General features: G+C 40.6%; 14 protein-coding genes and 2 tRNA genes. 2 read left to right on the top strand and 14 right to left on the bottom strand.

All coding sequences use genetic code 11. The features are described from left to right. Positions 1–108 precede the first annotated feature (108 nt). The 3 genes from purC to dapA are packed head-to-tail and all read right to left on the bottom strand — an operon-like array spanning position 109 to position 2,830. A complete protein-coding gene (purC, locus tag TW85_RS24505; protein WP_046019766.1) occupies positions 109–825 on the bottom strand; it encodes a phosphoribosylaminoimidazolesuccinocarboxamide synthase in 717 nt (238 codons plus the stop codon). A gap of 32 nt (positions 826–857) precedes the next feature. After that, positions 858–1,952, bottom strand: a complete 1,095-nt coding sequence (locus tag TW85_RS24500) for a hypothetical protein (RefSeq protein WP_046019765.1) — start codon at positions 1,950–1,952, stop codon at positions 858–860. Then, a complete protein-coding gene (gene dapA, locus TW85_RS24495) occupies positions 1,952–2,830 on the bottom strand; it encodes a 4-hydroxy-tetrahydrodipicolinate synthase (RefSeq protein ID WP_046019764.1) in 879 nt (292 codons plus the stop codon). The genes TW85_RS24500 and dapA overlap by 1 nt, the downstream gene beginning before the upstream one ends. 179 nt (positions 2,831–3,009) lie before the next feature. Here dapA and bcp point away from each other — a divergent pair, with 179 nt between their 5' ends. Then, positions 3,010–3,459: a thioredoxin-dependent thiol peroxidase gene (bcp, locus tag TW85_RS24490; RefSeq protein WP_046019763.1), complete on the top strand. Its 450-nt coding sequence runs from the start codon at positions 3,010–3,012 to the stop codon at positions 3,457–3,459. A 95-nt stretch (positions 3,460–3,554) separates the two neighbouring features. Here the strand turns inward: bcp and TW85_RS24485 are convergent, their stop codons facing one another. Then, entirely contained in the window at positions 3,555–4,619 is a 1,065-nt protein-coding gene (locus TW85_RS24485; protein WP_046019762.1) for an AI-2E family transporter, read from the bottom strand. A gap of 29 nt (positions 4,620–4,648) precedes the next feature. Further along, positions 4,649–4,885, bottom strand: coding sequence for a sulfurtransferase TusA family protein (locus tag TW85_RS24480; RefSeq protein WP_046019761.1), 237 nt, complete (start codon positions 4,883–4,885; stop codon positions 4,649–4,651). Positions 4,886–4,965: 80 nt separating this feature from the next. On the opposite strand from TW85_RS24480, the gene TW85_RS24475 reads away from it, so the two are divergent. After that, positions 4,966–6,336 carry a M48 family metalloprotease gene (locus TW85_RS24475; protein ID WP_238326292.1) on the top strand — a complete coding sequence of 457 codons (1,371 nt, stop codon included), beginning with the start codon at positions 4,966–4,968 and terminating at the stop codon, positions 6,334–6,336. Between the two features lie 41 nt (positions 6,337–6,377). On the opposite strand, the gene nadA is transcribed toward TW85_RS24475, so the two are convergent. The 9 genes from nadA to tolQ form a co-directional block, all read right to left on the bottom strand. Beyond that, complete coding sequence (gene nadA, locus TW85_RS24470) at positions 6,378–7,427, bottom strand: quinolinate synthase NadA (protein ID WP_046019759.1); 1,050 nt, start codon at positions 7,425–7,427, stop codon at positions 6,378–6,380. Between the two features lie 42 nt (positions 7,428–7,469). After that, positions 7,470–7,545: transfer RNA gene (locus tag TW85_RS24465), tRNA-Lys, on the bottom strand. Positions 7,546–7,573: 28 nt separating this feature from the next. Next, positions 7,574–7,649: transfer RNA gene (locus TW85_RS24460), tRNA-Lys, on the bottom strand. A 40-nt stretch (positions 7,650–7,689) separates the two neighbouring features. Beyond that, on the bottom strand, positions 7,690–8,472 hold the full coding sequence (gene ybgF, locus TW85_RS24455; protein WP_231870280.1) for a tol-pal system protein YbgF: 783 nt from the start codon (positions 8,470–8,472) through the stop codon (positions 7,690–7,692). 8 nt (positions 8,473–8,480) lie between these two features. After that, a complete protein-coding gene (gene pal / locus TW85_RS24450) occupies positions 8,481–9,119 on the bottom strand; it encodes a peptidoglycan-associated lipoprotein Pal (protein WP_046019757.1) in 639 nt (212 codons plus the stop codon). 21 nt (positions 9,120–9,140) lie between these two features. After that, positions 9,141–10,439: a Tol-Pal system beta propeller repeat protein TolB gene (gene tolB / locus TW85_RS24445; RefSeq protein WP_046019756.1), complete on the bottom strand. Its 1,299-nt coding sequence runs from the start codon at positions 10,437–10,439 to the stop codon at positions 9,141–9,143. Then, on the bottom strand, positions 10,439–11,470 hold the full coding sequence (gene tolA, locus TW85_RS24440) for a cell envelope integrity protein TolA (protein WP_046019755.1): 1,032 nt from the start codon (positions 11,468–11,470) through the stop codon (positions 10,439–10,441). The genes tolB and tolA overlap by 1 nt, the downstream gene beginning before the upstream one ends. After that, complete coding sequence (gene tolR / locus TW85_RS24435) at positions 11,470–11,898, bottom strand: protein TolR (protein ID WP_046019754.1); 429 nt, start codon at positions 11,896–11,898, stop codon at positions 11,470–11,472. The genes tolA and tolR overlap by 1 nt, the downstream gene beginning before the upstream one ends. Beyond that, on the bottom strand, positions 11,898–12,578 hold the full coding sequence (gene tolQ / locus TW85_RS24430) for a protein TolQ (protein ID WP_046019753.1): 681 nt from the start codon (positions 12,576–12,578) through the stop codon (positions 11,898–11,900). The genes tolR and tolQ overlap by 1 nt, the downstream gene beginning before the upstream one ends. Positions 12,579–12,584: the final 6 nt, after the last annotated feature.

Genomic DNA, 12,584 nt, shown 5'->3' with positions numbered 1-12,584 from the left:
CTAAATCTTGCTTTCACTAACTTATAAATCATTACATGTTTTTTCAGAGATAAAAAAAGGGGTTTCCCCCTCTTTTTATCTTAAAATGTATCGATATTGACTACATCATTAAGCGTCAAAATCAATCCCTATACGGCGACCAACTTCTTCGTAAGCTTCAATCACACCGCCTAAACCTTGACGGAATCTATCCTTATCAAGTTTTTCACGGGTACTGCTATCCCATAAACGACAGCCATCTGGACTAAACTCATCACCCAAAACAACCTCACCATTAAAGATGCCAAACTCTAACTTATAATCAACAAGCAGCATTCCACCTTTAGCAAACATGTCTTTTAATACATCATTCACTTTATATGTTAGCTCTTTAGCGATCGCTAGATGCTCTGGTTTAGCCCAACCAAACACTTCAACATGAGACTCATTAATCATAGGGTCACCAAGATCATCATTCTTCAAGAACAATTCAAATGTTGGTGGGTTTAACTCTAAACCTTCTTCTACACCTAAACGACGACATAAGCTGCCAGCAGCAATATTTCGCACTACACACTCAACAGGCATCATATCTAAGCACTTAACCAAGCACTCATTATCACTTAACAATGCTTCAAAATGCGTTGGAATACCTGCTTCTTGCAGCTTAGTCATAATAAAAGCGTTGAACTTATTATTCACCATACCTTTACGGTCTAGCTGCTCAACCTTTTTACCATCAAATGCTGACGTATCATCACGAAATACGAGAACCATTTTATCAGGGTCATCTGTTTTAAATACAGATTTTGCCTTACCTGCATATAGTTCTTCACGCTTTTCCATTGGAGAATCTCCGCTTAATTTTGCTATAGGGGTTATTTTTTCAGTGCAGACATAATTCGATATGAAACCACTTCAGGCTGTTCTGTCGCAGATGTATCTGCCTCTAAAAACAAACCTTCGGCTCTTTGAACTAGGTCAACAGGGTAAACTCGCTTTTGCCATTCAACGTTATCAAGGTTACGTCTTTTCATATTAAATAAGAAAAGCTCCTCCCCATCTTTCGTTTTGGTTGGTAGGTTGATGCGCCTAAGATCACCAACTTTAGCTACCTCACCCTCTGTCACGAATGCCAATTCTAGAGGATCACGAGAAATTAAATATAAGTCACTTTGATCAATAAAGGATGCAACATCAGACTCAGCTAAAGAAGCATCAAGCCTTAAAACATATCCACCCTCACTGGTCACCCAGATATTAGTCTTTGATTCTGATTCAGCTGCCAACTTATTATCTTGTGCAAGAGACTCACGAGAAACAGCAGAAATAAACTGTAAACCAAGCGCATAGTCTTTATCACTACTTTCTGGGCTTAACCAGTCACCATACTCTATATCATTACTTTGATCTTTACTGATTACTCGGTGCTGGAATCCAACACGGGTACCACTTTCAGCCTCTGCTAGCTCAAACCTATATTCAGTCCGATCTGGGTACAATCGAGTGATATTATAATAAAACTTTAACAAGGTACCGATATCTTGATCGCCAATTGGCGTACTGATAATTTCCGTCTCTGTATTCACAGCGATTGGGTCACCTTCACCATGAATAGACACTAGAAAGTTTTTTATTACAGCGCCAAGTGTTTCAGGTTCTAGAGGAGTATTAATCCAAAGAATATCCTCTTGCCAACTAATATCTAAATCAGCCAGTGGCGAGAAAGAATCAGGTATGGCCTTAGTAGGAATAGAAAGATCAGGCGCTAGAGGCGTATCTGAAATTTTATCTTCATTTGGAATAACAAACCTATCTCTAGCAGTTACAGATCCCTGTGGCACGATTAATTCAGCGTTATTTGCTTGGCTTTGCTGATAGACATCTGCTTTATCATCAATAAGAGAACAACCTGTCACAGTAATAGTAACGGCTACAGCAGCCGCTAGTTTATTCATTTTAGCTATGCCCATTAATCAATTACCTCAGCTTGTTTCATTGCCTCAATCACTGGAGCGTGAAATGAATCAGCAAAATAAGTTAGTGGCAATCTAATACCTGAGTCACACAATCCTAATTGCTCACAAGCCCACTTCACAGGAATTGGATTAGATTCTAGAAATAAGTTTTTATGTAGACCCAACAAACTAGCATCAACAGCTTTTGCCTCAGCAGCCTTACCTTGCAATGCTAATTCAGCTGCTTTCGCCGTTTTAGCAGGCGCAACGTTTGCAGTGACAGAGATATTACCTTTACCACCTAATAAAATTAAATCAACTGCAGTTGGATCATCACCTGAATAAACCGCGAAATCTGCAGGCACTTGCTCGATTAAGGCTTTACCACGAGCCAAATCACCCGTCGCATCTTTAATACCAATAATATTTGAAATAGAAGATAAGCGTAATGTTGTAGCATTTTCCATATCGCACGCAGTTCTTCCTGGCACGTTATATAAAATTTGCGGGATATCAACTGCTTCTGCTATTGCTTTGAAATGTTGAAACAACCCCTCTTGTGTCGGCTTGTTATAATAAGGTGTCACCAGCAAACAAGCATCTGCACCAGCATCTTTTGCCCTTTGAGTTAGGTCAATCGCTTCATGTGTTGAATTTGCACCAGTACCAGCAATAACAGGTACTCTACCAGCAACAGTTGTCACCACTTGACGAATAACATTTGCATGTTCTTCATAATCAAGTGTTGCCGACTCACCTGTGGTCCCTACAGCAACGATACCATGTGTTCCCTGTTTTAAATGGAACTCTATAAGCTCATCTAGTTTAGTAGAATCAAGCCTCCCATCATTTGTCATGGGAGTAATTAGAGCAACCAGGCTGCCAGTGATCATTACGCGTCTCCAGTAAAATTTTATGCGTGCATATAGTACAGTTGCACAAACTTAAGAACAACAAGACTCTGCTTATAAGAAGAGGAAATCCTGTATTTTTATTGGTTTAATAAGGTGTTACCCCGTTCAGCAAGCTGCTAAACTTCATGCTTATTCACTCTAAAGCATGGAAATAAATTATGACTCTTGAAGTAGGGCAACTTGCGCCAGATTTTGAAATCGAAAACCAAGACGGCCAGCAAACCACACTCTCCCAGTTTAAAGGCAAAAAAGTCGTTTTATACTTCTATCCAAAAGATTCAACTCCAGGCTGCACAGCTCAAGCATGTAACCTAAGAGACAACTATGAAAGTTTGATCGCTCAGAACTTTGTTGTTCTTGGCATCAGTACAGATACAGAAAAGCGCCACCAAAACTTCATTAAGAAAAATGACTTACCCTTTCCGTTGCTTGCTGATACAGAAAGAAAAGTGCACGAACTATACGACACATGGCAACTTAAAAAGTTCATGGGGAGAGAGTTTATGGGGACAGTCAGAACAACCTTTATCATTGATGAAGAAGGGATTATCACTGACATCATAAAAAAGGTTAAAACCAAAGAGCATAGCGCGCAAATACTAGCCTAACTTCTAAGGACAGGTTCAGCATTTAGGCACGCAATATGCTAGCCAACTGAATATAGATAAATAAAAAGGGCGCCTAAATAGGCGCCCTTTTTATATTAATAGCTGGGAACTTGATGATGTCTCGGCCAGGCATTAATAATTGCCTTAACAAGAGTCGCCAGAGGAATCGCGAAAAAGACTCCCCAAAACCCCCAAATACCACCAAAAAATAGCACAGCGATAATGATAGCCAGTGGATGTAAGTTAACAGCCTCTGAAAATAGCAAAGGAACAAGAACATTCCCATCTAGTGCTTGCACTACAAGATAAGCCACAAGCACATAAACGAATTCAGAGTCGGTTCCATATTGATAAAATGCCACCATAACGACAGGAACAGTCACAGCCGCAGCCCCTATATAAGGTATAAGGACTGACAAACCAACAAAAAGAGCAAGCAGCTCAGCGTATCTCAACCCAAGCACAGCAAAGACAGCATAGGTAGCAACACCAACAACCACCATTTCGATAAACTTACCACGGATATAGTTGGCTATCTGATCATTCATTTCTTGCGCAATGGACCTCATCATAGCTCGTTCAGAGGGTAACCAAGCGGTACACCAAACCATTATTTGCTTTTGATCCTTCATTAAGAAAAACATAACTAATGGCACGAGAACCATATAAATCATTAGCGACATAATAGAAGGAATGCTAGACAAAGAAAAAGACAGCAGCCACTGACCAAGATTAGCCAATTCATTTGCCATATTTCCTAGCACTTCATCAATAGAGTCCTGCTTTACATACTCCAAATGCTCGAGCGTGAAGGTTTTAACAACAGCATCAAGATCAGTTAACATTTGTGGAGCATCATTTAGTAAACGACCCGCTTGCTTCCAAATCACAGGCACCATTATTCCAATAAAAGCCACGCATAACGCAGTAAAAGAAAGAAAAACAATCAAAACCGCAGGCAAATGCCCAACACCAATACGCTCAACTTTACTTACTACACCTTGCAATAAGAAAGCTAAAACCACAGCGATCAATACAGGTGCGAGAATATTGCCTAAAAAAACCAATATGGCAATACATGTAATTAGCAACAATAAAAACACTACAGCCTCTTCATCAGAGAAGTAGCGCTTTATTAGCGACTCGACAATTTTTAACATAGATTCCTGCTTTGTTTAGCCTTTTGAACTTATGGCTTTTGAATTAAAAAACGGCATACATTATCAACATGCTCTTGTAATAACAACGGAATTTCTACGACAGATAAATAATAGGGGATATCTTTTAATGACCCAGGATCACTCGCAAGGACACACAAAACCTCTTGCGATGACATTTTGGCTAATGCCATTTTCGTCTTTAATAAGGGCATAGGGCACTTATCTTCTCTTACGTCCAATAATACGTCATACTGCTGATTATTCATTCTTACCTTACTAAATCTCAAGATACTCTTTTAAAACAATGATTTTATCAAAACATATCAGGCTCACAATAAGCCTTTTGATGGCTTTAGCCCTAACTAGTCCAAAGGCCGAAACCTTACTACCAAATTTAGAAGCCAATCTTGATGAGCAGAGCCTTTCAAATCCATCCTATGTTTTAGGACAACACTGGTTTCGTAAACTCCATGGCAGCAAACATTTTATAAATTTTCCACCGGCATACGATTATTTAAGAAGCGCTTTAGCCCAGCTTCTGCCGTACACGGAACTCTATCAGAAAAACATTGAAATAGGACTCTTAAACAGCACTAAAAGCAATGCATTTGTTCTACCTGGGAGTCATATGTTCCTTTATAGCGACATGTTAAGCAAAATAAATGACGAACAAACACTACTTGCGTTACTTGCCCACGAACTAGCACATCTTGATCTTAAACATTACGAAAGACAAAGCCAGCATAGTGAACAAGAAAAAAACAAGGCCATGCTTATGATGGGGGCAGGAATTGTCGCAGCATTAGCTGGTGCTCAAGGAGACGCAAGTTCTGCACTCTTCTTGTCGGGCATAGCAAATCAACAAGAGAATAGATTAAGCTATAGCCGCATACAGGAAGTAGAAGCCGACAGACAAGCTAAAAAATACTTAATCAGAGCAGGCATAGATGAACACGCGACAAGCAAACTTTTCTTTACCTTCTTCCAAGGCACTATAGGCCGGGAGCCAATCGAGTTCTTATCAACTCACCCTATTCCAGAAAACAGGCTTGCTGACTCTCTAAGCACGACCCCGATACAAAGTATTTTAAAGCAAGGGGATCAAACTCAGTTTAATCAGTTTAGAGCGACACTTCTTGCTTATCGTGCCAGTTTAATGCTTAACCCAGATACCTATATCCAATCGCAAATTAACATTGAAAGTGATCAAGTCTATGCCAAAGCGCTTGTTGCTTTAATAAATAATGATAAAGAAAAAGCGAACAGTCTTGCCAAAAAGCTAAATGTAACACTTTATAATCAAGCCTATTTAAAAGCTCGAATTTTAATTAACAGTGGCAAAATAGAAGAAGCCCAAGCGATCATCCAACACAAACTTAGCCTTAATAAGAATCAACTCGCTTTTATCGAATTAAGTCCTGACAGCCATTTATTAAGCAGTACCCAATCTCAACAAGTCAGGCTCTTACAGTACGAAAAAGATATTATTAACCGCATTCATTTACGCCAAGCCAAAGAAGCCAAAAATCTCGCCTTAACACGAGCCTATGAAGCAAAAATAGTATTTAGCAAAGGCCAAGGAAAATCGGCTTTAAATTTACTTAAAAGAGCAGAATTTGTTGCGGACAATAACGACCTAATCATTATTAACAAAATCAAAGAAGAAATTTTCAGTACAATAGAGCTAGAGAAAGGAAATAAAATTGAACTGGATTGATAGCTCTACCTTGATTAAATAGAGCTATCGTTTACTTAGAATTAAGATTGAACCTGAAAGTCCAGCATCCTTTGTAAAGGCATTAGTGCTTTAACTCTTGTAGTTTCATCAACATGAATTTCGTCTGTTGAATCAATTAAAGCATCTCTTAATAACTGCAAACTATTTAAAGCCATCCAAGGACAATGCGCGCAACTACGACATGTCGCACCAGAACCAGCCGTTGGCGCTTCAAGAAATTGCTTCTCTGGTGAGGCCTGCTTCATTTTATAGAAAATACCGCGATCCGTTGCCACGATAAAACTTGAATTTGTCATTTCTTTCGAGGCTTTCAAAAGCTGCGATGTAGAGCCTACAACATCCGCCACATCTACAACTGACTCGGGAGATTCTGGATGAACAAGCACAGCAGCATCTGGGTAAATTGCTTTAAGATCTAAAATACCTTTCGCTTTAAACTCTTCATGAACGATGCAAGCGCCATCCCAAAGAATCATATCTGCACCTGTTTGCTTTTGGATATATCCACCAAGATGCTGATCTGGACCCCAGATGATTTTTTCACCTTGATCAACCAGATGCTCTACGACCTGCAACGCAATACTTGAGGTTACAACCCAATCAGCTCGAGCTTTTACGGCTGCTGACGTATTAGCATAAACAACTACCTTTCGATCAGGGTATTGATCACAAAACGCAGAAAACTCATCAATTGGACAACCAATATCTAGTGAGCAAGTAGCTTCCAGTGTCGGCATTAATACTGTTTTTTCTGGACTGAGAATTTTAGATGTCTCACCCATAAATTTAACACCAGCAACCACAAGGGTTGATGCTTCATGATTCGCTCCGAACCTTGCCATCTCCAGAGAATCAGCAATCACGCCTCCGGTCTCTTCGGCTAATGCCTGAATATCATCATCGCAATAGTAATGAGCAACTAATACAGCATCTTTTGCTTTAAGGAGGGATTTGATTTCGGCACGCAATGCATCTTCATTTTCAGAAGGCACTTTTAGGACTTGTTCTGCAGAAGAGAGATGTTGTTGAACTGTTTCTCTTAAGGCTGCTTTATCGAGGACGGTCGACATGTCATTACCCCTAACTAAAACTCGGGATTAGATATAGAAAGTTGGTGGGTCGTACTGGATTCGAACCAGTGACCAATTGATTAAAAGTCAACTGCTCTACCAACTGAGCTAACGACCCAGACTACCTGAAGTAGATATAAGATTGTTGGTGGGTCGTACTGGATTCGAACCAGTGACCAATTGATTAAAAGTCAACTGCTCTACCAACTGAGCTAACGACCCAACGGGCGCGTATAATACAGAACCCATTGGGAAATACAAGCTATTTTATATTAGACAAGAGATTTTTTGCTAATTTAGCTGCTTTACTGTTAGGAAAACGCTCAATAACATCAACTAGATAACCTCTAGCTGATTCTTTATCATCAAGTTTTAGATAGGCAAAACCCAATCGATACAGCGTATCAGTTTCTTTATCATGGCCAGGGAACTGAGCAATAACAGACTTAAATTGTTCAATTGCAGAAACAGGATCACCTGAATTCAATTTCAACAAACCAAGCCAATAATATGAATTGCCAGACAGCTCACTATTTGGATATTTTCCAATAAAATCAACAAATGCCAACTCTGCCTTTGCGTTTTCATTGTTACGCACAAGAGAGTACGCTGCCTTGTACTCTGCCAATGTTTCAGCATTAGCTGGTTCAATAATTCGTGGAGTATTAACTACTTCAACTGGTTCTGGCTCAACTACCGAGTTGCTAGTAGCACTATCTACAGGCAAAGCATCAGAACTAGCCGCTGTCACATCAAGAGCAACAACAGGAACCACAGGTCGCTCCTGAACAACCCTCATCAAGGATGAAATACGCTTATCTAGATCGATATACCTATCTCTTTGACTTGCTTTCATTTTAGAAAGTTCATGCTGCTGCTGCTCAACTGTGCCTCTAAGAGATTGAACCTCAAGCTGCAGGTTTTCTATTTGATATAACAACTCAGCGGCAGCACTTGCAGACAAAGCACTAGGCTCTCCCTCAGCAAACGCCAATGGCGCTGTGAAACACAGCGCCATTGCGATAGAGCGAAGATTATGAGTCACGGCCAACATTATTCGTAACGCACTTCTACACGACGGTTTGCTTGCCAAGCTTGCTTGTTATGACCAAATTCAAGTGGCTTTTCTTCACCGAAGCTAACTGTTTCGATTTGAGCTGCAGCAACACCTTGAATAGTCAAGTAACGACTAACTGCTTTAGCACGACGCTCACCAAGAGCCATATTGTATTCACGAGTACCACGCTCATCAGCATGACCTTCAAGAACAACACGAGCATCTGGATTAGCTACAAGATATTTCGCATGTTTAGCTAGAGCTTCACGTGCTTCTGGACGCACAATTGATTTATCGAAATCAAAATAGAAAACATGAGCAACGCCTACAAGCATATCCTTGGCATTTGCAGCAGCTGTTTCAGCCGCAGCAGCAGTATCAGCAGATACAACATTGCCGTTACCATCAACGATTACGCTAGATAAATCACCGTTACCATTTGCACCAAAAGATTCATCACCAGCATTGCCAGTAGAACCATTTGCACTTGCAGCTGATGACTCAGCCGCTACATTATTTGCTTCAGCTTCTGATACTGAAGAAGAATCAGTCTCAGTTGCTGTGGTACTACAACCTGCAATCCAAGCTGCAGAAAGACCAATTACAGCCATTTTACCTAGTTTATTAACGCTCATTCTTCACTCCTTAAGGGGACTCTACTCAAAGAAAGGAGACCATGCGGGCTCCCTCACTTCACCTGCCGCTGATGGTAACCTATATTTAACCAGACCATCAACGGAAACTACTGCCAAAATACCTTTCCCATTATGCGTAGTTGCATACATCACCATACTACCGTTAGGGGCAATACTTGGAGACTCATCTAGGTAGGTTTCTGTTAAAATTTGTACACGACCATTTTTCATATCTTGTAACGCTATATGGTAATTACCATCATTTTTTTGCACTGTTACCAGATAGCGTCCATCTGGCGTCATTCTCGCTCGGGTATTTAAATCACCCTCAAAAGTAACGCGCTCAACGGCTTTAGAGTTAATATCTACACGGTAGATTTGTGGGTTACCACCTCTATCAGATGTAAAAACAATCCCTTTACCATCTGGCTCCCAGCTTGGTTCAGTATCGATTGAATAATGATTAGTAACTCTTTGTAATTTTTGTGTTGCTATATCAAAGATATAAATCTCTGGGTTACCATCTTTAGATAAAACTAGCGCTAACTGCCTACCATCTGGCGACCATGCTGGTGCGCCGTTAAGACCTTTATATTGAGCAATTTTTTGCCTTTTCCCTGTCGCCAGCTCTTGTACGAAAATATTAGGGCGTCTATCTCTAAACATTACATAAGTAATAAAACGACCATTACGACTCCAAGATGGAGATAGAATTGGCTCTTCTGACTCAACGATAACTTGTGGCCTATGACCATCCGCGTCAGCAACCTGTAAGCGATACGTTGGCGCAGCCCTATCACCCTCAGCAGTTACATATAAAATACGAGTACTAAAAGCGCCTCGCACTCCAGTTAACAGCTGATAAATTTTATCACTAATGTAGTGAGCAGCATCTCTTAAGCCGCTAGACTTAACAGCCAAACCTGTATGCTTTTCTACCGTTTTCTGACTTAGTACATTAATTAATTCGAAGTTAATTTCAAAGCTTTCACTATCTATCTGCTTAATATCACCAATAACAACATAGTCACTTTTCAATAAACGCCAATCACGGAAGTGCACATCTTCTTTTTTAGATGGCAAACTCAGCATATTTGTTCTTGGAATTGCCTCAAACAGACCACTACGCTTCAAGTCGTTTTCAATAATTTGCGCAACATCTGCAGGCAGGGCACCTTTTCCATCATATGCAAAAGGAACAACAGCAAGTGGTAACAATTGATCAGCACCACTTGTAATCTCAATAACTAACTGTGCTTTTGCCAAGTTTGATAACAAAAGCATCATCAAACCCAGCGAAAAATATTTCAATTTTCTCATTAGCGTCTCAAATCCTGAGGATTAAAAATTAAGTCAACCGTTCTAAAATTACGTTCAAATACAAAAGGATCAAGCTCAGCTAGCTCTTCAATTCGCCCCATTTTGTATACAGCATCGACTGTTCTTTGATCAAATAACGCATCACCACTTGATTCAGTCACATTTACTAAATCAACCTCTCCCGTCGGCAAAAAGAAAATTCTCAATTGCGTTTTCATACCATTCGTAGCATTAGGTGGCATTATCCAACGAGATCGTATTCTCTGATCAATTAAAGCCGACATAGATTGCCTTGCACTTGCCTCAGCGATTTCCTGCTGTTTTTCAGCCTCCTCTTGCAAAGCCAACTCTATTGCTAGCGCTTCTTGCCTTGCCTTTTCTTGAGCTAAAGCCAGCTGTGCCTCTTCCTGCCTTTTCTTTTGCTCTTCAGCAATACGAATCACCTCTAAGCGCTTACGCTCAACTTCAGCCTTTTCTTTATTAATCCTTTCTTGCTCTCGTCTTTTAGACTCAGCCAATTTTTTAGCAGCTTCTGCCTTTTTAGTCTCCTGAGCTAATCGCTTTTTTGCATCATCCTTTGCTTTTTGAGCTTTTTGAGCCGCTTTTTTCTTTTGCTCAGCTTCAGCAACCTGTCTTTTCTGCAACTTATCAGCTTCAGCTTTTTGTGCAGCCTCTGCAGCCGCCCTAGCCTTCTCTTCCTGTGCTTGCTTCTGCTTTTTTTGTTGTGCTAGTTGTTTTTTCCGCTCTTTTAAAGCTTGCTCTGCGGCCTTACGCTTCTTTTCTTGCTGCGCTTTCTTCTTTGCTGCTAGTGCCTGAGCCTTGGCTTTCGCCTTATCTTCTTCAATTCTTTTACCTATGATTGTTTGGCTAATATCTACAACTTTAGCTTGAACAACAGGTCTATCATTTACTCTAAGGTCTTGTTCTTCTTTGAAATCTACTGCAACCAAGCTTACCACAATTAAAAGCAAATGCAGACTTATCGCAAGTAGGACAGGCAATCCATAACTTTCTTTACTGAAAAACTTCATTAAGGTGCCTCAGGTTCTGTTACCAGCCCCACATTAGGCACACCTGCAGCCTGTAATGCCACCATTAAGCCAATTACATCACCATAGGCAACACTTCTATCTCCTCTAACAAGAACAGGAAGGCTTGGATTCTGCGCAATCACTTTTTTCACTTTATCTTGCAATTCAATTAGAGGAAGCGAGTTTTGCTCCCCCCCAAAGTCTATGAAGTATTCACCACTAGCATTAATTGACGCGACTAACACATCTGATTGTGGATCCTCGATCGGCGCTGCATTTGCGTTCGGTAACTCAACATCAACACCCTGCGTCAACATAGGCGCCGTAATCATAAAAATAACCAAGAGCACTAACATCACGTCGATATAAGGCACAACATTAATTTCCGCCATAGGTTTACGGCGTGTACGTCGATTAGGGCGAGCCACTATGCAGCGCCCCCATCTCTACCATGTACTTTACGATGTAAAATACTACTAAACTCATCAGAAAAAGTTTCGTAGTTAATCGCAAGCGCATCTGCTGTGGTAGAGAAACGGTTATAAGAGATAACCGCAGGAATAGCAGCCAAGAGGCCAATTGCTGTCGCAATCAAAGCTTCAGCAATACCAGGAGCCACTGTAGCAAGCGTTGCTTGTTGCACTTCGGCCAAACCTATAAATGAATGCATTATCCCCCAAACTGTACCAAACAAGCCTACATAAGGACTGGTAGAACCCACCGTAGCTAAAAAAGGCAAATGCTTATCAAGTTTCTCTTCTTCACGCGCCAGTGCAACACGCATAGCACGCTGAACGCCCTCCATGACCGCATCAGGGTCCATATTTGCACTCTGACGTAAACGCGTGAACTCTTTAATCCCAGATGTGAAAATATTTTCTATACCTTCAACTCTTCGCCCTTCCGCTGTTACTTGACGATAAAGCTGACTTAAGTCCATACCAGACCAAAACAGATCTTCAAAAGTGCGACGAACCTTTGCCGCCCCTCTTAACACTCTCACTCGCTGAAAAATGACAACCCATGAAAAAACAGATGCTAAAACCAACAACAACATAACTAGCTGAACTACAAGGCTAGCACTCGCGATAAGACCCCAAATTGACATTTACTA

This window comes from Marinomonas sp. S3726, assembly GCF_000967665.1.
GTDB lineage: Bacteria > Pseudomonadota > Gammaproteobacteria > Pseudomonadales > Marinomonadaceae > Marinomonas.
The sequence above is the reverse complement of the archived record's forward strand: the minus strand, read 5'-3'. Positions and strand labels throughout refer to the sequence as shown.

Coding starts and splice junctions, on each gene's coding strand:
- TW85_RS24475 (WP_238326292.1), top strand. CDS start 4,966: ATGGCTTTAGCCCTAACTAGTCCAAAGGCCGAAACCTTACTACCAAAT.
- pal (WP_046019757.1), bottom strand. CDS start 9,119: ATGAGCGTTAATAAACTAGGTAAAATGGCTGTAATTGGTCTTTCTGCA.
- purC (WP_046019766.1), bottom strand. CDS start 825: ATGGAAAAGCGTGAAGAACTATATGCAGGTAAGGCAAAATCTGTATTT.
- TW85_RS24485 (WP_046019762.1), bottom strand. CDS start 4,619: ATGTTAAAAATTGTCGAGTCGCTAATAAAGCGCTACTTCTCTGATGAA.
- tolA (WP_046019755.1), bottom strand. CDS start 11,470: ATGAAGTTTTTCAGTAAAGAAAGTTATGGATTGCCTGTCCTACTTGCG.
- TW85_RS24480 (WP_046019761.1), bottom strand. CDS start 4,885: ATGAATAATCAGCAGTATGACGTATTATTGGACGTAAGAGAAGATAAG.
- nadA (WP_046019759.1), bottom strand. CDS start 7,427: ATGTCGACCGTCCTCGATAAAGCAGCCTTAAGAGAAACAGTTCAACAA.
- tolB (WP_046019756.1), bottom strand. CDS start 10,439: ATGAGAAAATTGAAATATTTTTCGCTGGGTTTGATGATGCTTTTGTTA.
- bcp (WP_046019763.1), top strand. CDS start 3,010: ATGACTCTTGAAGTAGGGCAACTTGCGCCAGATTTTGAAATCGAAAAC.
- tolQ (WP_046019753.1), bottom strand. CDS start 12,578: ATGTCAATTTGGGGTCTTATCGCGAGTGCTAGCCTTGTAGTTCAGCTA.
- TW85_RS24500 (WP_046019765.1), bottom strand. CDS start 1,952: ATGGGCATAGCTAAAATGAATAAACTAGCGGCTGCTGTAGCCGTTACT.
- dapA (WP_046019764.1), bottom strand. CDS start 2,830: ATGATCACTGGCAGCCTGGTTGCTCTAATTACTCCCATGACAAATGAT.